The sequence below is a fragment of the Trinickia sp. genome, assembly GCF_051953955.1.
In the GTDB taxonomy this organism is placed as follows: domain Bacteria; phylum Pseudomonadota; class Gammaproteobacteria; order Burkholderiales; family Burkholderiaceae; genus Trinickia.
In genome coordinates, this window is record NZ_JBQCIF010000018.1 from 1 (window position 1) to 21,114 (window position 21,114).

Sequence of the window (21,114 nt, forward strand, 5' to 3'; positions counted from 1 at the left end):
AGAACTTCGCGCGAATCCCCGCCCCGATCGTCTGCCCCGTCGACAAGCTGCTCAACTGGTCGTTCATATACGCGGCGTAGAGATCGGTGCGCTTGGACAGCGGGTAGTCGTAGCCGACCGCCCAGGTCCGACGCGTCTGATCGAGCCCGCCGGAATCGCGCGAATAGGCGTAGGAGGCCATCACCGTCCCGGGCCCGACCGGCACCGTGACGCCGCCTTGCCCCGTATTGACGTGCCAGCTTCCGCCCGTGACCTTCTCGTTCTTCGTGTACATGTACTGGCCGTAGAACTTCACGAACTTCAAATCGTAACTGGCGCCGAGCTGGCCGACGCTCTGGCTCTTGAACGGCACGATCGTCCCGAACGGCGCGGGATTCACGAGGTCGCCCGGCGCGTTGTTGAAGTTCACGTACTGATAGACGCCCGTCGCAGCGAAGGGGCCGTGGAAGTACAGCACCTGCGCGCTCCACTTCTTCGCGCCGTTGTTGCCGGCTTGGTTGCCGAGGCCGTACATGATGCTGCCCGACAGCCCGTTGTAGTTCGGGCTCGAGTATTGAACCGCGTTGTTCCAACCCGAATCGCCCACGACACCCGTGTCGGTGCGGTACGTTGCGCCGGTCGGAACCGCCGTGTTGCCGAGGAACACGTGATAGACCATCGGCGAGAACGTATACGAATCGATGAACGGATTGAACAGGATCGTCGAGACGAACAGATGCGTCGTCAACCGGCCCGCCGTCACCGTGCCGTAGGGCGATTCGATGCCGACGTACGCGTTGCGCGAAAAGAAGCTGTCACCCGTGAACCGGCCATAGTTGCCGTTCTGCGGCAAGAAGAAGTCCTCCAACGTGAACACGGCCTTATAGCCGCCGCCGAGGTCTTCCGAGCCCTTCATGCCCCAATACGACGTGGACATGCCGCCGCCGCCTTCCACCCATGCGCGCTGGCCGCCCGGGAACTGCTGCATCCCCGCCCAGGTGTCGACTTGGCCGTAGAGCTGCACGCTCGATTGAGCATGCGCGGCCGTCCCGGCGGCGGCTACGGCGGCAACGGCCGCCAAGCGAAAACTCGTTTTCAGCGCGCGGCTGACGGTGGCTTTCATGTGATCTCCTGTCTTTGTCCAAAAAGTGATGCGTGCGAACCGCTCGAGGCGCTGTGGGTCGCCGGATGGTTAGGGGCGTCCCATCGTCACGGACCATATTCATGGACAAAATTACGTCCGCTTATTGCCGGTATAGCGGTTCGCTTAAGCGTGTTGCGTAAGGGGGCAGGGGTGCGCGCTCGCGGTGCGCGAATGCGCGCGCATGCACCGGCGCGGCACCCGAGGAGCACCCGAAAAAGCCCGCCGGTGCTCGCTCGCGGCCGTAGGCCAAGAGGTAGGAAGGAATATGACCCACTCGCGACGGACGACAAAATCATTTCGTCCGAGGAGTGCTTCGCCCGCGCGTGAACGCGGTCCGCGGCGGTGAAAGTGTGGCGTTTTTACATCACGGCGCGGCAGTCCGGCGTAGCCGCCGAACCACGGGCGCCGCATCGGGGCGACGGTCCGTCAATTGCGGTAGAGCCACGATTGCGGCGGCCGAGACGCCGGCGCATTGGGGGGGCGCGGCACCGGGCGGTTCGCCTCGCGCTCCTCGTTGTAGCGAGCGATGTCGGCGCGGATGGATCCCGCGCGCAGATAGGCGGCGCCGCCCTCGCGCGCGAGCGTGCGCGCCTCGTCGCTAACGGGACGGAACGGCACGGTAGCGGGCGCGATCGCGGGCGCCGGCACGACGTGCGCACCGCCGTGCCCATAGGGATCGGTTGCCATGACGAAGCCGCGAGCGCCGCGGGGCCCCGCCATACGCGGTATCGGTTGATTCGGCGTGCGCCAGATTTGCCGTGCGTGAGCACCGGGAGAAGCGGCATGAGGGCCATGCGGCGGCTGAGCATGGACGAGGCAAGCCGCAGCCGCGCAGAGCGCGCCCGCTGACCAACGTCCGATGATTTTCAAAGCCGAATCCGCCATGATCGATGCACTCGCCCACTCCCTACGGGATCGCCGTCGCATCAGCGCGCTGCGCGCGCTTTCCTTACCGAGCGGTCGTCAGATAAATCGTGCTCCGAGGGATCTCGAGGTGTAATTTATGGGTCGCCCACCAAGGTGTCGAGGCAAAAAGTGTTAGGCGAAGAACGCCGTTGTAACTCGTTGTTACGGAGGCGTTTTTGTCTATTCAGCGGCTTTCGTGCGACCATTTCGCCGCACCGCGCATTCCCCGTTTGCGCCCTCAATTCCCGCCCGCCCTTTCGCGTCTATCGGCGAGCCATTCGTTTCGAATAACGAGAAGTTTTGCTCATGCGTCGTCTCAGCTATCTGATCCCCGATAATTTCACGCTCGCACTCGTCGGGACGGTCGTCCTTGCCAGCCTGCTGCCTTGTAGAGGCGAAACCGCCGTCGCGGTCAATTGGCTCACCAATATCGCCATCGGCCTGCTGTTTTTCCTGCACGGCGGCAAACTCTCACGCGAGGCAGTCATGGCAGGCGCCACCCACTGGCGCTTGCATGTCGTCGTCCTGCTCTCCACTTTCGCCGTGTTCCCGCTGCTCGGGCTCGCGCTGAAACCGCTCGCGGCGCCGTTCGTCACGCCTGCGCTCTATACGGGCATTCTGTTTCTCTGCACGCTGCCCTCGACCGTGCAATCGTCGATCGCGTTTACGTCCATCGCGCGCGGAAACGTGCCGGCCGCCGTATGCAGCGCATCGGCATCGAGCCTCATCGGAATCTTCCTCACACCGGCCCTCGTGAGCCTCGTCGTCACGAACCAGGCAGCCACCTCGGGCTCGGGCTGGCATACGGTCGGCGCCATCGTCCTGCAGTTGCTCGTCCCGTTCGTGGCCGGCCAACTGCTGCGGCCGGCGATCGGTCCGTGGATCGATCGCAATCGGGGCCTGCTGAAGTTCGTCGATCAAGGCTCGATTCTGCTCGTCGTCTATACCGCGTTCAGCGAGGCCGTCAACGAAGGGCTCTGGCATCATCTGCCTCCCGCCGCGCTGGCCGGCTTGCTCTTCGCGAACGCCGTGCTGCTCGCGCTCGCACTCGGGATCACGACGTTCACGAGCAAGCGTCTGGGCTTCGATCGGGAAGACCAGATCACGATCATCTTTTGCGGCTCGAAGAAGAGTCTCGCCTCGGGCATTCCCATGGCGAAGGTCATCTTCGCCTCCCAGGCCGTGGGTGCGGTCGTCTTGCCGCTGATGCTTTTCCATCAAATGCAGTTGATGGTCTGTGCGGCCCTGGCCCAGCGATGGTCCATGCGCGACAGCCATGCCCGGCATTCGCGGCCCGTGGGTGCCGCAGACGCAGAGCGCTGAACGCCGAGTGTCCCCGAGCGGGAGCTGCGCGCGTCGGCGCCGGTGCGTCACGGCATATTGCATTGCGTCGAAAATCGAGCCATAGAGAAAATCAATAGGCGCGCGCGATTTTGCGCCGCGAAAAACGCAATGCCGCCAGCAAACGTTTGCCGTTTCCGCGATACACAAAACGTGGGAAATCGCAGCACCGGCAATTGTTCCGGCCGCTGCACGCGACGCTCGACGCTGCCCCTGAGCGGATAAGCGAACGCCCCGCCTGATGCGCTGCGCCGCCCATACTTCATAAATCTTCTTAAAATCGTCCCGCTCGACATTTAGCGCTATTAGAATGGCGCGACAAACGGGGTGCCGATAAGCTTTTTCCGTGAATACTGAAATTGCATGTCCAAGCGAGACAATAAATGAGCAGCGAGGATCGATCTCACGACGTTCGCCATGAGGCGGCGTCGCGCCGCATACAACGCATACGGGGGCGGCGCGCCAAAACCATCGAGGCGCCCGAAGACAATCATTCGTTCGAAGACTACGCCGCGTATCGGCTTTGGTCTTTCCTTTGCGCGCAGCTTGCAACGGCGCTCTTCGGCTATGTCGTGCTCCTCGTCGGCGATGCCTGGCTCGAGCAGCACCGCGTGGTGCCGGCCGCACTCACGAGCGCACTGCCCGCGTTGCCGATGGCGGCCGCACTGATCGTCGCCTGGCTCCAAGGCAGCGGGTTGCGGGCGAGCCTGGCGGCGCTGGCCTTCATCGGCTCGCTCGAGGCCGGCATCGTCTTGCATGCGCTTCAGTGGGGCGACGGCATGCTCATCGTGCTGCCTGCCTTCGTTCTGATCCCGCTGACCTTCAGCCCTGTCCTGCTGCGCGGATGGGATTTCCCGGCCGCCGCCGCGCTCGCCGTGGCCGGGCCGCTCGCGCTCGTCGCGCTCAGCCGCCCGTCGGCCGTCGAACAGTTCGGCGTCGTGCTCTCGATGTTCATCGCCATCTGCACGAGCCTCGTCACGAACCTGTTCGCGCTACGCTCGCAAAAGAAAAGCTTTCGGCTCGAGCGGCAATTGCGCGCGTTCGCCGACATCGACGAGCTCACCCAGCTCCCGCGCCGGCGTCGCGTATTCGAACTCGGGCGCCGCATCTTGCTACGCGCCGAGCGCATGAATCAACCGTTTTCGGTGCTTTACATCGACGCCGATCATTTCAAGTCCGTCAACGATCGCTTCGGCCACGAGGCCGGCGATCGCGCGCTGCAGGTGATCGCTCAGCACATCCAGCACAGCATGCGGCCGAGCGACGTCGCCGGGCGCTTCGGTGGCGAGGAATTCGTCGTGCTGCTGCCCGGTACCGACGAGCAGGACGCGGCGCGCGTCGCCGAGCGGCTGCGCCGGCGAATCGAAGACTGGCGCCAATTCGAAGTCGTGCTGACGATCAGCGTCGGCGTCGCCCAGCACGCTCGGGGGGAGCCGATCGAACGCGTGATCCGGCGCGCCGACACCGCGCTGCTCGATGCGAAAGGCGCGGGGCGCAACCGCGTCGTCATTGCCGAGCGGCCAGCCGACGCCGCGCCGCCGCTCAAGGAAGCCGAGCAACGCGGCATGGCCGATCGCGTGCGCGAGCATGCACGCGCGGACGCCGCCAACGATTCGTTGGCGCAACCGGGCCGCGAGCCCCTGGCGGACTAGCCGCCCGGCGGGGCCTACCCGTCCATCCTGCCCGCCTCTTTGCGCGCCGCACGGGCGGCAGTCCGCGCACGCTCACCCTCGGCTCACGCACCACATCGGTGCATCGCTTCACCAAAAATTCATTCAACTATCAAGTGGCGCGGTCGATAAGCCGAGTGTCCAATCATTTCCGGCTTGCTGCATCGTCATGTCTTTGAGCCCGTCATCGCCGCCTGGCGCGTCGAGCGTAGCCGAGCTGATCGCTCAGCGCGCGCTTACCGCCGTCTTCCAGCCCATCGTCGATTTCGACCGCGGCACCGTCCTCGGCTACGAGGGACTCATACGCGGTCCGGCAGGAACGGCGCTCGAAGCGCCGGGCATGCTGTTCGGCGAAGCGGCCCGGGAAGGGTTGTCCGTGGCGCTCGAGCACGCGGCCGCGCGCGCCTGCGTCGCGGCGTTCGCCGATCTCGGGTGCGAGGGCAAATTGTTCTTGAATTTCAGCGCCGATGCGCTGATCGCGCTGGCCGATACGCGCGAGCGTACGCTGGCTTGGCTGCAACGGCAGAGACTGGCCGTCGATCGGATCGTGCTGGAGCTGACGGAGCAGTGTGCGATCGCGGACGTGGGCAGCTTCGCCCCCGCCGTGGGCATGCTGCGCGAGGCCGGCATCCAATTCGCGCTCGACGACTACGGCACCGCCAACGCGAGCATGAACCTGTGGGTGCGCCTGCAGCCCGACGTCGTCAAGATCGATCGCTTTTTCATCCACGACATCGCGAACGACCCGCTGAAATTCGAGGCCGTGCGCGCGATGCAGCATTTCGCGGGCGCGAGCGGCGCACGGCTCGTCGCCGAGGGCATCGAGAACGCGGCCGATCTGATCGTGGTGCGCGACATGGGCATCGCGCTCGGGCAGGGTTTTTTCATCGGGCGCCCCAACGCGCAGGTCTCTCGCGAGTTCGCGCAAGGCGCACGCGACGCGCTCGGGGCAGGCCACATTGCCGTCTTTCCCGGGGCGACGCGCACGCCGGTGGCCGCCTCGCCTTCGGGCGGCATGGCCGCCGCGAAGATGATCGTCGCCGCACCCGCGGTGCCCAAGAGCGCGACCAACAATGACGTGCTCGAACTCTTCAACCGCCTGCCGGCGCTACACGCCGTCGCGGTAGTGGAGGAGGAGCGCCCGATCGCGCTCATCAACCGGCGCGGCTTCATGGATCGTTACGCGCTGCCGTATCACCGCGAATTGTTCGGCAAGCGCCCGTGCACGCTGTTTGCCAATGCATCGCCCGTCATCATCGAAAAATCGATGACCGTCGAGCAAATGGCCAAGCTGCTGGCGAGCGACGACCAACGCTATCTGGCCGACGGCTTCGTCATCACCGACGAGGAGCGCTATGTCGGTCTCGGCACGGGCGAAAGCCTCGTGCGCGCCGTCACGGAAGTGCGGATCGAGGCGGCCCGCTATGCGAACCCGCTCACCTTCCTGCCCGGCAACATCCCGATCAGCTCGCACATCGCCCGGCTCGTCGAGCATCGCGCCGAATTCTATGCCTGCTATGTCGACCTGAACCATTTCAAGCCGTTCAACGATCGCTACGGCTATTGGCACGGCGACGAGGTGCTCAAATTCGCGGCGGCCGTGCTCGCCGACGTCTGCGATCCAACGCGCGATTTCCTCGGGCACGTGGGCGGCGACGACTTTCTCGTGTTGTTCCAGAGCGAGGATTGGCACGAGCGCGCAAAGCGGGCGTTGCGCGCGTTCGGCACGGGCGCGCTGCGCTTTTACGCCGATGAAGACCGCAGCGCGGGCGGCATTCATGGGGAAGACCGGCGCGGCAACCCGACCTTCTTCAGCTTCGTGACGATGGCAATCGGCTGCGTGCGCGTGACGCCGCGCGCTCGCGGCGGCGTGCACTACGGCAGTGAGGAGATCGCGTCGGTGGCGGCGCTCGCCAAGCATCGCGCGAAGCAGGAGGCGGACGGCTTCTTCGTGATCGATCTCGACGAAGGCGCCGCGCAACTGCATCTGCACGAGCCGCCCAGCGTGCCGATGCTCCCGCGCACGCCCGTGCTGAGTTGATCCCCGGCCTGCGCACAACAACGTTTAGCATTTTTTACTAAACAATATTTCATTGCATAATCCTTACCGGTCGAGCGTTTAAGGTGAATTCCTAACGTCGTCCAGGCGGTCCGTCGCCGTTTTTACTATACAATTGGCCGCATTCCCTTCATCGAATGCGAGCGACGATGGCCACTACGATTCGCGACATCGCCCGAGCGGCGAACGTGTCGATCGGCACGGTGTCGCGCGCGCTGAAAAACCAGCCGGGATTGTCCGAAGCCACGCGGCTGCGCGTCGTCGAAACGGCCCGCCGGCTCGGCTACGATGCGGCGCAGTTGCGTCCGCGCATCCGTCGCCTCACGTTCTTGCTGCACCGCCAGCACAACAACTTCGGCTCGAGCCCGTTCTTCTCGCATGTGCTTCACGGGGTAGAAGACGCCTGCCGCGCGCATGGCATCGTGCCGTCGCTGCTCACGGCCGGGCCGACGGAAGACGTCGTCGAGCAACTGCGCCTGCATGCGCCCGATGCGATCGCGGTGGCCGGCTTCGTCGAACCGGAAACCCTCGCGGCCATCGCCGCCATGCAGCGCCCGCTCGTCTTGATCGATCTATGGGCCCCGAACATGCGCTCGGTCAACCTCGACAACTCGGCTGGCGCGGCGCTCGCGATGCGGCATCTGTTCGAGCTCGGGCGCAAGCGCGTCGCGTTCATCGGCGGCTCGCTCGCGCATTACAGCATCGCCCAGCGCGCACTCGGCTATCGGCGCGCGTTCTTCGAAGCCGGGCTGCTGTTCGATCCATCGCTCGAAACGTCGATCGACGCGCATCTGCCGCCCGACGAGGGCGCGGCGCTGGCGATGCAGCGCCTGCTCGACACTCACGGGCCCGAGCGCGCGCCGAATGCCGTGTTCGCCTATAACGACGTGGCCGCGCTGGCGGCCATGCGCGTTGCGCTCGCACGCGGCTTGCGCGTGCCCGAGGACATCGCGTTCGTCGGCTTCGACGACATTCCCGCCGCCGCGCATGCCACGCCGTCGCTGACGACGATCGCGATCGACAAGGAGGCGCTCGGCGCGCGCGGCGTCCAATTGCTGCTCGAAGACACGCCCGGTGAGTTGACGGTGCGCCTGCCGGCCACGCTCGTCGTACGGGCCAGCACGGCCGGCGCCACCGGTTTGCAACACGCGCTCGGCTCGGCCGGCATCGAATCGGAAACGACATCATGACGAAGCTCCCCAACGCCTCTCGAAGCGCCAAGCTCGCACCGGGCGCGATCCATACGAATGCGATGGTGCCGCCGGTCGACGACTTCCGCGACCGCGCGTTCCTGCTCGAGCACGTGGCCGACACACTGGCGTTCTACGCGCCGACGGCGCACGATCCGTCGGGTGGCTTTTTCCACTATTTCAAGGACGACGGCACCGTCTACGACCGCACTTCGCGCCACCTCGTGAGCAGTTGCCGCTTCGTCTTCAACTACGCGATGGCGTACCGCCACTTCGGCGATCCGCAATACCTCGACTACGCGCGCCACGCCCTCGCGTTCCTGCGCGACGCGCACTGGGATCCGGAGCATCGCGGGTACGACTGGGAAATCGAGTGGCGCAACCGCGAGAAGCGCACGATCGACGGCACGCGCCACTGCTACGGGCTCGCCTTCGTGCTGCTCGCGCAGGCGCACGCCGCAATGGCCGGCATCGAAGAGGCGCACCTGCAGATTGCCGAGACGTTCGAACTGATGGAGCGCCGCTTTTGGGACCCGGCCGCGGGGCTGTATGCCGACGAAGCGACGCCGGACTGGCATGTCTCCACCTATCGCGGGCAGAACGCCAACATGCACGCCACCGAGGCACTGCTCGCGGCCTACGAGGCAACGGGCCATCTCGTCTATCTCGATCGCGCCGAGCGCGTCGCCACGAACATTACCGAGCGGCAAGCCAAGCTCTCGCATGGGCTCGTCTGGGAGCATTTCCATGCCGACTGGTCCGTCGATTGGCATTACAACGAAGAAGACAGCTCGAACATCTTCCGGCCGTGGGGATTTCAGCCGGGGCATCAAACCGAATGGGCCAAGCTGCTGTTGATTCTCGAACGGCATCGCCCGCTGCCTTGGCTGCTGCCGCGTGCCGTCGAGCTGTTCGACGCCGCGCTCACGCACGCCTGGGACGACGAGCACGGCGGCCTCTGCTACGGTTTTGGCACCGACGGCAAAGTCTGCGATCACGACAAATACTTTTGGGTCCAAGCCGAAACACTGGCCACCGCGGCGCTGCTTGGGCACCGCACGGGCAGCGAGCGCTTTTGGGACTGGTACGACGAGATCTGGAGCTATAGCTGGACGCACTTCGTCGATCATCGCCATGGCGCGTGGTATCGGATACTGACGTGCGACAACCGGAAGTACGGCGACGAGAAAAGCCCGGCCGGCAAGACCGATTACCACACGATGGGCGCTTGCTATGAAGTGTTGCATGCGCTCGGCGAAACGAACGGCGACGCCAGAACCACCGCCTTCGCCGCGCACGCGGCCCACGGCACCGATAGCGGAAACGGCAGCGCCAGTCGCTTCAACGGAAACGGAAGCGGCGGCGCGCCTGCGAGCCAAGCCTGAACGGACGATCCATGCATACCCCGAGCGATACGAGCACCCCGAACCCAGCAGCCGGCACGGCCGGCACGACGAACGCGGCGCCGAGCCCCTTCCCGCTGTTCGTCAGCGCGGGCGACATCCTGACCGATCTCGTCCGCACGGACGGCGCTCGCTGGGTGTCGCATCCGGGCGGCGCCGGCTGGAACGTCGCGCGCGCCGTGGCGTGCCTCGGCGTGCCGACCGCCTTCGCGGGCTCGATCGGCACCGACTGCTTCTCCGACGAGCTCTACCGCGCGAGCGACGCCGCGGGCCTCGATCTGCGCTTCCTACAGCGTGTCGAGCGCGCGCCGCTGCTCGCGATCGTCCACGAGACGCATCCGCCCGCGTACTTTTTCATCGGCGAGGCAAGTGCCGATCTCGCATTCGATCCCGAATCGCTGCCCGAGGGTTGGATGGCCGCCGCGCGCTGGGCGCATTTCGGCGGCATCAGCCTCGCCCGCGCGCCGCTTTCGGCCACGCTCGCGACGCTGGCCGCCGACCTGCGCGCCCAAGGCGTCAAAATCAGCTTCGATCCGAACTACCGCAATCTGATGCAGCACGGCTACCGTCCCATGCTCGAGACGATGGCGTCGCTCGCGGATCTGATCAAGGTGTCCGACGAAGACTTGCGGTGCCTGTTCGATACCGACGAGGACACGGCGCTCGACGAACTGCGCGCGATGAACAAGGAAGCCACGCTGCTGGTAACGCGCGGCGCGGGCCCGGCCACGCTGATCACCCCGGGTGAGACGATTGCCGCCATGCCGCCGCGCGTCGAGGTGGTCGATACCGTCGGCGCGGGCGATGCCTCGATCGGCGGCCTGCTGTTCAGCCTCATTCAGCGGCCGGAGCGTGCCTGGCGCGACCATCTCGCGTTCGCGCTGGCCGCGGGCGCGGCGGCATGCCGCCGGGCAGGAGCGCATTCGCCGACGCTCGACGAAATCGTCGCGCTCTTGCCATAAAGCCGGTTCATCCTGGCCGCAGGGTTGCCCGCGGCTGCACCGAACGCCGCGAGGTCCTGCGCGCGCAGCCACCGATGGGCGGGCCGAGCGCGTGCTACGATGGATTCATGCGTCCGGACAGGAGCGTCATCATGGAAGACGTCACCTACACGAAAGGAATCTACACGGCCACGCCCGGCGTGCAGAAACTCGCCGACGGCCGGTTCCAGGGCATCGTCCAACTCGCGCGCGACGACGCAACCGAGCCCGAGACCACGGTCTACGAAGTCAAGGGGTCGAGCGCCACGGTGTCCGAAGCGCTGGAGGAAGCCAAGGCGCTCGCGCACCAGATCCTCGGTGAAATCGAACTGTAGCCTGTAGGGCCTGTAAGGCGGCGGGCTCGACCGGTGCGTGCGGCTGCGAGCCCTGAAGAGAACGACGCTCGCCGAGATACGGCGAATGGAGGTTCAAAGTGGCCGAAGAGCAATTCGTCTACGGTGTCTATTCGATCCACGTACGGCCCATCGAGCTCGAAGGCGCGCGCTGGGACGCGGAATACGAGATCCGCCATCAGGACAAACCGGTGCAGCGCTGGATCACGGTAGGCGGGGACAACGGATATACGAGCGTCGCCGACGCGATCGACTCCGCGCATCGCCGAGCGGTGGACGACATCGAGCACGGCGCCGGCGTGCCGAAACCGAGGGCGTTCCCGTAGTCGCACGCGGGGACCGTGCGTGCTACGCTGCGCCCGTTCCTGACGACGCGCTCGCGCCATGGCCATCGATACGCACGACGACACGCAGTCCACGCAGCCCCCGCATGCCGACAACGCGGCGCCTAGCGACTCGCCGCCCCGCGTACCGCGCGCCCCGCACCGGCGGGACGTTCCGAAGCGTGCCGCGCACATCGGCAAGGGTGGCCGCATCCTGCGCTCGGGCACGGGCACCGTCATTACGCACGGGATGCCGGACCGCGCGCGGCTCGATCTCTACCACCGCGCGCTGACGGCTTCTTGGCCGATGTTCTTCGGCTCGCTCGGCGCCTTCTTCGTCGTCTTGAATGCATGCTTTGCCGTGCTTTATTCGCTGGGCCACGCGCCCATTGCGAATCAAGCGCCCGACGGTTTCCTCGGCGCGTTCTTTTTCAGCGTGGAGACGCTGGCGACGGTCGGGTACGGGGACATGCATCCGCAGACCGTCTACGCGCATGCGATTGCCACGCTCGAAATCTTCACGGGGATGTCGAGCATCGCATTGGCCACGGGCCTCATCTTCGTGCGGTTCTCGCGCCCGCGTGCGCGGATCATTTTTTCGCGCGTCGTCGTGGTGCGTCCGCTCGATGGCCGCAATACGCTGATGCTGCGTGCCGCGAACGCGCGCCAAAACGTGATCGTCGAGGCGCAGGCGCGGCTGCGGCTGATGCGGCACGAAACGACGCCCGAAGGGTATCCGCTGTGGCGCATTCTCGATTTGAAGCTCGTGCGCGAGCAGCATCCGATTTTCGCGCTCGGCTGGAACCTCATGCACGTCATCGATGAGTCGAGCCCGCTCCATGGCGAGACGGCGGAAAGCCTCGCCGCTTGCGAGGCGTCACTGCTGCTGATGATCGAGGGTGCCGACGAAACGACGACGCAGACGATGTATGGGCGGCATACTTGGGGGCATGAAGAGATTCGCTGGCAGCACGGTTTTGCCGATCTGCTCTGCGACGACGAAAACGGCATCACCCACATCGACTACACGAAGTTCGACGAGATCATTGCGCTCGACGCCACGGGCAACGGGGCCGGCAGCGCGAGCGCCTCGTCGGCCAGCCTGGGTTAGCGGGCGAACGATTCAATGGATACGCTGGGGTACCGATAGGAGAAAGGACGCACGCGGCGTCCTTTTCACAAACAAGGGGGTGGCCCGCGTTGGGCGCTCGCCCCTCTCTCGTGCGTAGGACCCATCAGCAGCATTGAACAGCCCCAGAAAAAATCCTCTCCTATCTCGAACCTTCCGCGCACAAATCGCCGCATTGAGCCGTCTTCACGATCGAGATAGCAAAAATCCTCTGCCCTCGCCGCGAAAAAATAGACGCTTGATCACCCCTGCCGGGCGGGCATCGTTTGCCACCGGCCAGCCGCCGGCGCGAGACGGGGACCACGAAGGACAGAAGGAGACGACACTATGACCGCCCGCCTACCGATCGACGGCACGCCCGCGCTATCCGACTACAAGCTCACCGACAATCTCACCGCCACGCGCGGCCGCATCTTTCTGACGGGCACGCAAGCGCTCGTGCGCATCGTGCTCGCCCAGCGCGAGCTCGACCGCGCTAGAGGCTGGAACACCGCCGGCTTCGTCAGCGGCTACCGCGGCTCGCCGCTCGGCATGGTCGATCAGCAAATGTGGAAGGCCAAGAAACTGCTCGACGCAGCCGACGTCCGCTTTCTACCCGCCATCAACGAAGAACTCGGCGGCACGGCCGTGCTCGGCACGCAACGCGTCGAAGCTGACCCCGAACGCACCGTCGAAGGCGTCTTCGCCATGTGGTATGGCAAAGGTCCCGGCGTCGACCGCGCCGGCGACGCCCTCAAGCACGGCAACGCCTATGGCTCTTCCCCGCACGGCGGCGTGCTCGTCGTGGCCGGCGACGACCACGGCTGCGTGTCGTCGTCGATGCCGCATCAAAGCGACTACGCGATGATGGCCTGGCACATGCCCGTGGTGAATCCGTCGAACATCGCCGACATGCTCGAGTTCGGCGCCTACGGTTATGCACTGTCGCGATTCTCGGGCGCATGGGTCGGCTTCAAGGCCATCTCCGAAACAGTCGAATCGGGCGCGACGGTCGATCTCGACGCACTCACGATGCACTGGCCCGCACCGGCCGATTTCGCCCCCCCGGCAGGCGGCCTGCACAACCGCTGGCCCGATCTGCCCAGCCTCACGATCGAAGCGCGGCTCGCCGCCAAGCTCGACGCCGTCCGGGCCTTCGCACGCGGCAACAGCATCGACCGGTGGATCGCGCCAAGCCCGCGCGCCAACGTCGGCATCGTGACCTGCGGCAAGGCGCACCTCGATCTCATGGAAGCACTGCGGCGGCTCGATCTGACCGTCGCCGATCTCGATGCGGCCGGCGTTCGGATTTATAAAGTCGGCCTCTCGTTCCCGCTCGAAACGACGCGCCTCGATACGTTCGTCGATGGCCTCGATGAAGTGCTCGTCATCGAAGAGAAAGGGCCCGTGATCGAGCAGCAGATCAAGGATCATCTCTACAATCGCGCCGCGGCGAGCCGGCCGGCCATCGTCGGCAAGCACGACGCGCAAGGGCAGCCGCTACTGTCGTCACTCGGCGAGTTGCGTCCGTCGCGTGTGCTGCCCGTCTTCGCCGAGTGGCTCGCACGCCACAAGCCGGCGCTCGATCGGCGCGAACGCGTCGTCGATCTCGTCGCGCCGCAAATCCTTTCGAACGCAGCCGACGCAGTGCGCCGCACGCCGTACTTCTGTTCGGGCTGCCCGCACAATACGTCGACGAAAGTGCCCGAGGGCTCGATCGCTCACGCCGGGATCGGCTGCCACTTCATGGCCTCGTGGATGGATCGCGGCACGACCGGCCTCATTCAAATGGGCGGCGAAGGCGTCGACTGGGCATCGCACTCGATGTTCACGAAAACGCGCCACGTCTTTCAGAATCTCGGCGACGGCACGTACTTCCACTCGGGCATTCTCGCGATTCGGCAAGCCGTCGCGGCGAACACGAACATCACCTACAAGATTCTCTACAACGACGCGGTGGCCATGACGGGCGGCCAACCCGTCGACGGCAGCATCTCCGTGCCGCAAATCGCGCGGCAAGTCGAAGCCGAAGGCGTCTCGCGCTTCGTCGTCGTGTCCGACGAACCGGAAAAGTACAACGGCCATCATGACCTTTTTCCGAAAGGCACGACGTTCCATCACCGGCGCGAGCTCGATGCCGTGCAGCGTGAGCTGCGCGAAACGGCAGGCGTCACGGTCCTCATCTACGATCAAACCTGCGCGGCCGAGAAGCGCCGCCGGCGCAAGAAGGGCGAATTCCCCGATCCCGATAAGCGCTTGTTCATCAACGAGGAAGTTTGCGAGGGCTGCGGCGATTGCGGCGTGCAATCGAACTGCTTGTCGGTCGAGCCCGTCGAGACGCCGCTCGGACGCAAGCGCCGCATCGATCAATCGTCATGCAACAAGGATTTCTCGTGTGTGAACGGCTTTTGCCCGAGCTTCGTCACGATCGAGGGAGGCAAGCTCAAGAAAGCAGCCGGCGCCGCTTTCGATGAAGCCGCACTCGAGCGGCGCGTCGACGCCTTGCCCGTCCCGCACGTCGGGCTCGATGCCGCGCCGTACGACATTCTCGTGACGGGCGTGGGCGGCACGGGCGTCGTGACCGTCGGCGCCTTGATCAGCATGGCCGCTCACCTCGAAGGCAAGAGCGCCTCGGTGCTCGACTTCATGGGCTTTGCGCAAAAAGGCGGCTCCGTGCTCTCGTTCGTGCGCTTCGCCGCGCGCGACGAATGGCTCAATCAAGTACGCATCGACACGCAGCAAGCCGACGTGCTGCTCGCCTGCGACATGGTCGTCGGCGCGAGCGCCGATGCCTTGCAGACGGTGCGCCACGGCCGCACACGCATCGTCGTCAATACGCACGCGATCCCGAACGCGTCGTTCGTCGGCAATCCCGACGCCGATCTGCATGCCGATGCGCTGATCGACAAGATGCGGCACGCCGCCGGCGACGAGCGCATGTCGATTTGCGATGCTCAAGCGCTGGCCGCCAAGTTTCTCGGCGATACGATCGGCGCGAACATCCTCATGCTCGGCTTCGCCTGGCAGATGGGACTCGTGCCGGTCTCGCACGCTGCCCTGATGCGGGCCATCGAGCTGAACAACGTAGCCGTGCCGATGAACAAGCTCGCCTTCGCCGTCGGCCGACTCGCGGCCGGCGATCCGGCCGGGCTCGACGCATTGTGGGCCGAGCGCCACGCCGCCGCACGGGCGGCACGGGGCGCGGGCGAGCAGGCGGAAGCGATGCTCGATTTCGATGCGCTCGTCGCCGATCGCGAGGCACGTCTCGCCGCATACGGCGGCTCGCGCTACGTCGAACGCTACCGCGCGCTCGTTGCCGCCGCGCGCGATGCCGACCGCCGCGTGCCATCAGCGAACGTCGCACGCGCGGTCGCCATCACGTTCTACCGGCTGCTCGCGGTCAAGGACGAATACGAGGTTGCACGTCTGCACACCGATCGCGCGTTCCGCGCAGCATTGGAAGCGCAGTTCGAAGGCACGGCCGGCAAGGACTTCCGCGTGAAATTCAATCTCGCACCGCCCTCGCTGTCGAAGGCCAAGGCAGGCGAAGTGCCGAGCAAGAAGACGTTCGGCCAATGGATGTGGCCGGTGCTCGGGCAACTCGCGAAGTGGCGCGGCTTGCGCGGCACGCCGCTCGATCCGTTCGGCCGCACCGTGGAACGCCGCATGGAGCGCGCACTCGCCGGCGACTACGAGACGACGATGCGGCGCGCGTTCGCCGTGCTCGACGCGTCCAATGCGAACGACGTCGCGGCACTCGCTGAACTGCATGCGAAGGTGCGAGGCTATGGCCACGTGAAGCTGCGCAACCTCGCGAGCATCAAACGCAGCGAGCGCGAACTCGCTGTGCGCCTCGCGTTGGACGCGGCGACGAGTCGCGCCGTTGCAAAGGCACTCGACGAAATGAAGAGCGCTGGATCGTTGCGCGGCATTCCCGTCGTCGTCGCCAAATGAGCCGCTGGTAGACGAGGACGAGGACGAGGACGGGGCGGGGACCGCGATCAGCCTCTCGCGCCCCCGCCCTGACACACTGCTATTTCGACTTCGGCGACACCCAGCTTCCGTTCGCCGCCAGTTCGCGGTAAGGCTTGAAGTCCGTGCCTTGTGCGATCACGGCCATATAGACGGCATTCTTGCGATCGCCCTTCTCGTTGAAAGAAATGTCGCCCGTTGCACCCTCGAAGTTCGAGATCTTGTGCAGGGCAGCGGTGATGTCGGCCGGTTTCGTCGATTTCGCATCGGCAATCGCCTTCGCCACCACGGACACGGCGTCGTACTCGTAGATCGAATACGGTCCCGGCGCATGGCTATACGCTTTCTTGTAGTCGGCCACGAACCGGCGTGCCTTCGCGCTCGTGAGGAATTGCGGCAGCGGCGCCGTCGTGCAGATCATGCCCTTGGCGGCCTGTCCCGCCGCTTGAATCAACGTCGGATCGGTCGTGCCGTCGCCGCCCATCAGATACTTGACCGGCAGCTTCAGTTGCCGGACATCCTTTGCGAGCAGCGCCGCTTCCGGATAGTAGCCCGTGTAGTAGACCACGTCGGGCTTCAGTTCGGCGACGCTCTTGGCCGCGTCGGCGTAGTCCATCTGCCCTGGCGTGACGGCATCGTTGTAGACCACGTCGACGCCCTGCTTCTTCAACGCTTCGACGGTGTTGTCGGCCAAGCCTTTCGAGTAAGTCGTGTTGTCGTTGATCACGGCAACCGACTTCGCATGCAACACCTCTTTCATGAACTTCGCGGCGAACGGGCCCTGCTCGTCATCGCGGCCGATCGTACGGAACGCGCCGTCCCAGGTTTTTTCGGTCAGCTCGGGATTCGTCGACGCATCCATCACGTAAGCGAGACCGGCACCGTGAAACACGCGCAATTCGGGCAACGCTGCACTCGAGCAATAGCCGCCTGCAACGGCCACGACACCCTTGTCGACGAGCGATTGCGCCGCACCGGCCGCCGCGTCGGCATCGCATTTGTCGTCTTCCGGCACGAGCTCGATCTTTTTCCCGAGCACGCCGCCCTTGGCATTGATGTCACCCGCCGCAAGCTGCGCACCGTTCAGGATGTCCTTCCCGGCCGTCACATAGCTACCCGACAACGGCACGGGCACGCCGATCTTGATCGTCTCTTGCGCAAATGCGGCGCTGGGTGCGATCGCGATCGAGAATGCGAGCGCGCCGGTGCCGGCGAGCGACGCCTGCCGAAGACGATCGAGTGCGCGCGATCTGCGTAGATGCCGAACCATCATGTTCTTGCTCCTTGTGCTTGTTATTTATCAATGGGAGCGCGTCTCGGACTCGTGTGCAGCGAGCGTCGAAGCTAGGTCGCGGCGCGCGTCGTGCATAGTGCGAATAGCCATGCCATAGGCCATAGCAATGTACGCGCCGCGACCGTTCGAGCGGGTGATGCGCCGGTCGCGCCTATTCTGATGATAGGCGGCGAGGCGGACAGATCAAGCCGGCGGCGGCGATTGCCGCCTCGGGCTCGTCAAGGAAACGTCAGCAAGGCGCGTCGTCGAGCCAATCGATGTCGCCGCAGAGCACGCATAGGCGTTCGCCGATGCGCACGGCCATCGACAGCGTCACGCAAGGTAGCGCTTCGTTGATCGACAGGTAAGGGTTCGTCGCGTGAACGCGATCGGGGGCATGAATCGCTGCGCTGAAATACGGCCGACGCATCCAATTGGCGCCCTGTGCATCGGCCACCGGCGCAAAGCGCGCTTCCTGGCCGGCGCGATCCGCGCGCAGGACGACGTTGCGGCCGGCCTGCCGCCCTTGCTCGTCGAGCAGGAAGCAGCGCGCCGCGCGATCCAGCGCGAGGAAATTCCAGCATACCTCCTCCAGCGGCTCGCCTTGCGCGAGGCGCTCGCCGGCACGGGCGAACGCGTGCACGTACGGCGCGAACCGGCCCGCTCGCGCGCGCTCGCGCGCTTCGGTCTGCGCGCGATGCCGCTCGGCGAGCGTCGCGATGCGTTCGCCGGCATACGGGCCATCGGCGTTGGCGGGGCTCGGACGGCCGAAGTAAAAGCCCTGAACGAAGTCCGCATCGCACGAGAAGGCGAGCTGCGCCTCATGCTCCGTCTCGATGCCCTCGACGAGCACGAGCTTGCCCGCCTCATGCAGCATCGACACGAATCCCGGCAGGATCTCCGCGGCCGGCGTGCGATGCGCCGCTTGCGAAAGCATCATGCGGTCGACCTTCACGATGTCGGGATCGAGCTGCCAGATGCGTTCGAGATTCGAATCGCCGGCGCCGAAATCGTCGAGCGCGATCAAAAAACCCTGCTCCCGAAAACGCCGCGCCTCGTCGGCGAGCTTGTCGAACTCTTCGGCGCGCACGGCCTGCAGTTCGAGCACGATGCGCCGCGGCGGCAACTCGAGCCGATCGAGATGCGCGCGAAATGCCGCGGCGTGATACGAATCGGCCAGCGCTCCGGCATGGACATTCAGGAACAGCCATTCGCGCTCGGCATGCAACGTCTTGAAATTCTCGAGATGCAGCGATTGCGCGAGGCGATCGACGTAGAGCAGCTCGCCCTGGCGCGCGGCTTCGCCGAACACGTCGAGCGGCGGAATCGGGCGATCGAAGATGTCATGCGCGCGCAGCAGCCCCTCATAGCCGACCGAGCGCAGATGCGCCAAGCTGAAAATCGGCTGAAACACGCTCGTGAGCGTGAGGTCGCGATGGCGCAGCGCGTAGCGCTGCTGCCCTGACGTGACGTCGGCTTCGAGCGCCAACCCGGCGGCGGTGTCCTCGCGCACGGGCGACGTCATGCCGGCCTCCTGGGACGGCGGCGGGACACACCCCTGATGTCGGGGATCTTTCGAACGTCACCGTTCGAGCGACTGCGCAGGCAGTCCTGGAAGCGAAAGGCAAAAGACATCATCGACGGCTCCCTCGGTTCTTTTCACTGTAGTGGCAGCCGTGACGAAAGCAAGCTCCATGCTCGCGCGAAATCCCAATACTGGCGTGGCGCCGCCGCGATCGGCGAGCGCCGCCGCGGTGCGGGCGGCGCGCGCAATGCGGGGCGCACGCTCTTGCTCCTGGGTGTGGGCGCGGGTGCGCGACGCACCGACATGGTGCAAACGCGCGCACCATGCCCACGCTCGATGGTCAGAGCACGGGGCCGCGCGCCGATTCGCGGCGCAGCAATGCGTAGAGCAGGATCGCACCGAACGTAGCGGTGCCGATGCCGCCGAGCGCGAATCCGCCGACCTGCAGCGAAAAGTTGCCGGCGCCGACCACGAGCGTGACGGCCGCGACGATCAGATTGCGATTGTCGGAGAAGTCGACCTTGTTGACGACCCAGATGCGTGCGCCCGTGACGGCGATGAGCCCGAACACGACGATCGACACGCCGCCGAGCACGGGCCCGGGGATCGTCTCGATCACGGCCCCGAACTTCGGCGAGAAGCCGAGAATGAGCGCGATCACCGCGGCCATGACGAACACGATCGTCGAATAGATCTTCGTGACGGCCATCACGCCGATGTTTTCGGCGTAGGTCGTCACGCCCGTGCCACCGGCGAAGCCGGAGACGATCGTGGCAAGCCCGTCGCCGACGAAAGCCCGGCCGATGTAGCGATCGAGGTTTTGCCCCGTCATGGCGCTGACGGCCTTGATATGGCCGAGGTTCTCGGCGACGAGAATCACGGAGACCGGTGCGAGCAGCAGCATCGCATGCGGATCGAACACGGGGGCCGAGAAGTGCGGCAGGCCGAACCACGCGGCATGCGCCACGATCGAGAAGTCGATCGGCTTGCCGAGGCCCAAGCCGTTCGCCACGACGGCATAGATCGCATAGGCGATCACGAGCCCCACGAGAATGAGCAAACGCTGCACCATGCCGCGCGCGAAGACGGCGACGACGCCGACGCACAGCACGGTGACGACGGCCATCCACGAATCGAACGTCGATCCGCTCACGCCCTTGACGGCGATCGGCGCCAGATTCAGCCCGATGACGGCGACGATCGAGCCCGTGACGGCGGGCGGCATGAGCGCCTCGATCCACTTCGTGCCGACGGCGCTGACGACGAGGCCGATGATCGCGTAGACGACACCGCAGGCGATGATGCCGCCGAGCGCGACGGGGAGGTTGGCGTTCGGGCCGTGGCCTGCATAGCCCGTCACGGCGATGACGAGGCCGATGAACGAGAAGCTCGAGCCCAGATAGCTCGGCACGCGGCCGCCCACGAGCAAGAAGAACAAGAGCGTGCCGATGCCCGACATGAAGATGCACAGGTTCGGATCGAAGCCCATGAGCAGCGGCGCGAGCACGGTCGAGCCGAACATGGCGACGACGTGCTGCACACCCATGGCAAGCGTTTGCGGCCAAGGCAGACGCTCGTCCGGGGCGACGACGCGTCCCTCGGCGGCGCGCGGCGCGAGGCGCCCGCGCGGAAAATAGGATTCGGCCATGCTCGGTGGGCTCCTTCTCGCGTGTGGATTGTGACTGCGGGGATGACGCCGCTTCATGGTGGCGGCGCATTGGAATCACGCGCGAGTTTAAGGACGGCAATAACCGGTGACAAGCACGGAAGCCGTCGAGACGGCTTCGTTCGCTTGCGGCGGCGGGCCGGGCCCCCGGGCACGATGGCCCGCCCCGCGGCGCGGGCGCACCACAAAAAAATAAAGAGCGCCCCCGCCCCATACATGAGC

Annotated in this window: 15 protein-coding genes; 10 read left to right on the forward strand and 5 right to left on the reverse strand. The window is 65.5% G+C overall.

Annotated elements, in window-relative coordinates; all coding sequences use genetic code 11:
* Nucleotides 1–1,102: porin (locus tag ACTHNZ_RS03230; RefSeq protein WP_440541052.1), on the reverse strand; the 1,102-nt coding region annotated here is incomplete at its 3' end.
* 447 nt (nucleotides 1,103–1,549) lie between these two features.
* Nucleotides 1,550–1,843 (reverse strand): hypothetical protein, encoded by a 294-nt coding sequence (locus tag ACTHNZ_RS03235; RefSeq protein WP_440541053.1) that lies wholly within the window; start codon nucleotides 1,841–1,843, stop codon nucleotides 1,550–1,552.
* A gap of 492 nt (nucleotides 1,844–2,335) precedes the next feature.
* On the opposite strand from ACTHNZ_RS03235, the gene ACTHNZ_RS03240 reads away from it, so the two are divergent.
* The 10 genes from ACTHNZ_RS03240 to ACTHNZ_RS03285 all read left to right on the forward strand — a co-directional run bounded on the left by ACTHNZ_RS03240 (nucleotide 2,336) and on the right by ACTHNZ_RS03285 (nucleotide 16,410).
* Entirely contained in the window at nucleotides 2,336–3,352 is a 1,017-nt protein-coding gene (locus ACTHNZ_RS03240; protein ID WP_440541054.1) for a bile acid:sodium symporter family protein, read from the forward strand.
* 401 nt (nucleotides 3,353–3,753) lie between these two features.
* Nucleotides 3,754–5,022 (forward strand): GGDEF domain-containing protein, encoded by a 1,269-nt coding sequence (locus ACTHNZ_RS03245; protein WP_440541055.1) that lies wholly within the window; start codon nucleotides 3,754–3,756, stop codon nucleotides 5,020–5,022.
* Between the two features lie 187 nt (nucleotides 5,023–5,209).
* Nucleotides 5,210–7,081 carry an EAL domain-containing protein gene (locus tag ACTHNZ_RS03250; RefSeq protein ID WP_440541056.1) on the forward strand — a complete coding sequence of 624 codons (1,872 nt, stop codon included), beginning with the start codon at nucleotides 5,210–5,212 and terminating at the stop codon, nucleotides 7,079–7,081.
* A 167-nt stretch (nucleotides 7,082–7,248) separates the two neighbouring features.
* Nucleotides 7,249–8,289, forward strand: a complete 1,041-nt coding sequence (locus ACTHNZ_RS03255; protein ID WP_440541057.1) for a LacI family DNA-binding transcriptional regulator — start codon at nucleotides 7,249–7,251, stop codon at nucleotides 8,287–8,289.
* Entirely contained in the window at nucleotides 8,286–9,674 is a 1,389-nt protein-coding gene (locus ACTHNZ_RS03260; protein WP_440541058.1) for an AGE family epimerase/isomerase, read from the forward strand. The genes ACTHNZ_RS03255 and ACTHNZ_RS03260 overlap by 4 nt, the downstream gene beginning before the upstream one ends.
* A gap of 11 nt (nucleotides 9,675–9,685) precedes the next feature.
* Complete coding sequence (locus ACTHNZ_RS03265) at nucleotides 9,686–10,654, forward strand: carbohydrate kinase family protein (protein ID WP_440541059.1); 969 nt, start codon at nucleotides 9,686–9,688, stop codon at nucleotides 10,652–10,654.
* A 131-nt stretch (nucleotides 10,655–10,785) separates the two neighbouring features.
* Nucleotides 10,786–11,007 (forward strand): hypothetical protein, encoded by a 222-nt coding sequence (locus ACTHNZ_RS03270; protein WP_440541060.1) that lies wholly within the window; start codon nucleotides 10,786–10,788, stop codon nucleotides 11,005–11,007.
* A gap of 98 nt (nucleotides 11,008–11,105) precedes the next feature.
* Nucleotides 11,106–11,351, forward strand: coding sequence for a hypothetical protein (locus ACTHNZ_RS03275; RefSeq protein ID WP_440541061.1), 246 nt, complete (start codon nucleotides 11,106–11,108; stop codon nucleotides 11,349–11,351).
* A 58-nt stretch (nucleotides 11,352–11,409) separates the two neighbouring features.
* Nucleotides 11,410–12,459, forward strand: coding sequence for an ion channel (locus ACTHNZ_RS03280; RefSeq protein ID WP_440541062.1), 1,050 nt, complete (start codon nucleotides 11,410–11,412; stop codon nucleotides 12,457–12,459).
* Nucleotides 12,460–12,804: 345 nt separating this feature from the next.
* Nucleotides 12,805–16,410, forward strand: a complete 3,606-nt coding sequence (locus ACTHNZ_RS03285; protein WP_440541063.1) for an indolepyruvate ferredoxin oxidoreductase family protein — start codon at nucleotides 12,805–12,807, stop codon at nucleotides 16,408–16,410.
* 79 nt (nucleotides 16,411–16,489) lie between these two features.
* Here ACTHNZ_RS03285 and ACTHNZ_RS03290 read toward each other — a convergent pair whose 3' ends face one another.
* The 3 genes from ACTHNZ_RS03290 to ACTHNZ_RS03300 form a co-directional block, all read right to left on the reverse strand.
* Nucleotides 16,490–17,701 (reverse strand): branched-chain amino acid ABC transporter substrate-binding protein, encoded by a 1,212-nt coding sequence (locus tag ACTHNZ_RS03290; protein WP_440541064.1) that lies wholly within the window; start codon nucleotides 17,699–17,701, stop codon nucleotides 16,490–16,492.
* Nucleotides 17,702–17,951: 250 nt separating this feature from the next.
* Nucleotides 17,952–19,226 (reverse strand): EAL domain-containing protein, encoded by a 1,275-nt coding sequence (locus tag ACTHNZ_RS03295; RefSeq protein WP_440541065.1) that lies wholly within the window; start codon nucleotides 19,224–19,226, stop codon nucleotides 17,952–17,954.
* A 340-nt stretch (nucleotides 19,227–19,566) separates the two neighbouring features.
* Nucleotides 19,567–20,874 (reverse strand): solute carrier family 23 protein, encoded by a 1,308-nt coding sequence (locus ACTHNZ_RS03300; RefSeq protein ID WP_440541066.1) that lies wholly within the window; start codon nucleotides 20,872–20,874, stop codon nucleotides 19,567–19,569.
* Between the last annotated feature and the right edge of the window lie 240 nt (nucleotides 20,875–21,114).

Excerpts from the sequence above, each read along its gene's own strand:
- ACTHNZ_RS03235 (WP_440541053.1), bottom strand. The coding sequence starts at position 1,843 with ATGGCGGGGCCCCGCGGCGCTCGCGGCTTCGTCATGGCAACCGATCCC.
- ACTHNZ_RS03240 (WP_440541054.1), top strand. The coding sequence starts at position 2,336 with ATGCGTCGTCTCAGCTATCTGATCCCCGATAATTTCACGCTCGCACTC.
- ACTHNZ_RS03245 (WP_440541055.1), top strand. The coding sequence starts at position 3,754 with ATGAGCAGCGAGGATCGATCTCACGACGTTCGCCATGAGGCGGCGTCG.
- ACTHNZ_RS03250 (WP_440541056.1), top strand. The coding sequence starts at position 5,210 with ATGTCTTTGAGCCCGTCATCGCCGCCTGGCGCGTCGAGCGTAGCCGAG.
- ACTHNZ_RS03255 (WP_440541057.1), top strand. The coding sequence starts at position 7,249 with ATGGCCACTACGATTCGCGACATCGCCCGAGCGGCGAACGTGTCGATC.
- ACTHNZ_RS03260 (WP_440541058.1), top strand. The coding sequence starts at position 8,286 with ATGACGAAGCTCCCCAACGCCTCTCGAAGCGCCAAGCTCGCACCGGGC.
- ACTHNZ_RS03265 (WP_440541059.1), top strand. The coding sequence starts at position 9,686 with ATGCATACCCCGAGCGATACGAGCACCCCGAACCCAGCAGCCGGCACG.
- ACTHNZ_RS03270 (WP_440541060.1), top strand. The coding sequence starts at position 10,786 with ATGGAAGACGTCACCTACACGAAAGGAATCTACACGGCCACGCCCGGC.
- ACTHNZ_RS03280 (WP_440541062.1), top strand. The coding sequence starts at position 11,410 with ATGGCCATCGATACGCACGACGACACGCAGTCCACGCAGCCCCCGCAT.
- ACTHNZ_RS03285 (WP_440541063.1), top strand. The coding sequence starts at position 12,805 with ATGACCGCCCGCCTACCGATCGACGGCACGCCCGCGCTATCCGACTAC.
- ACTHNZ_RS03290 (WP_440541064.1), bottom strand. The coding sequence starts at position 17,701 with ATGATGGTTCGGCATCTACGCAGATCGCGCGCACTCGATCGTCTTCGG.
- ACTHNZ_RS03295 (WP_440541065.1), bottom strand. The coding sequence starts at position 19,226 with ATGACGTCGCCCGTGCGCGAGGACACCGCCGCCGGGTTGGCGCTCGAA.
- ACTHNZ_RS03300 (WP_440541066.1), bottom strand. The coding sequence starts at position 20,874 with ATGGCCGAATCCTATTTTCCGCGCGGGCGCCTCGCGCCGCGCGCCGCC.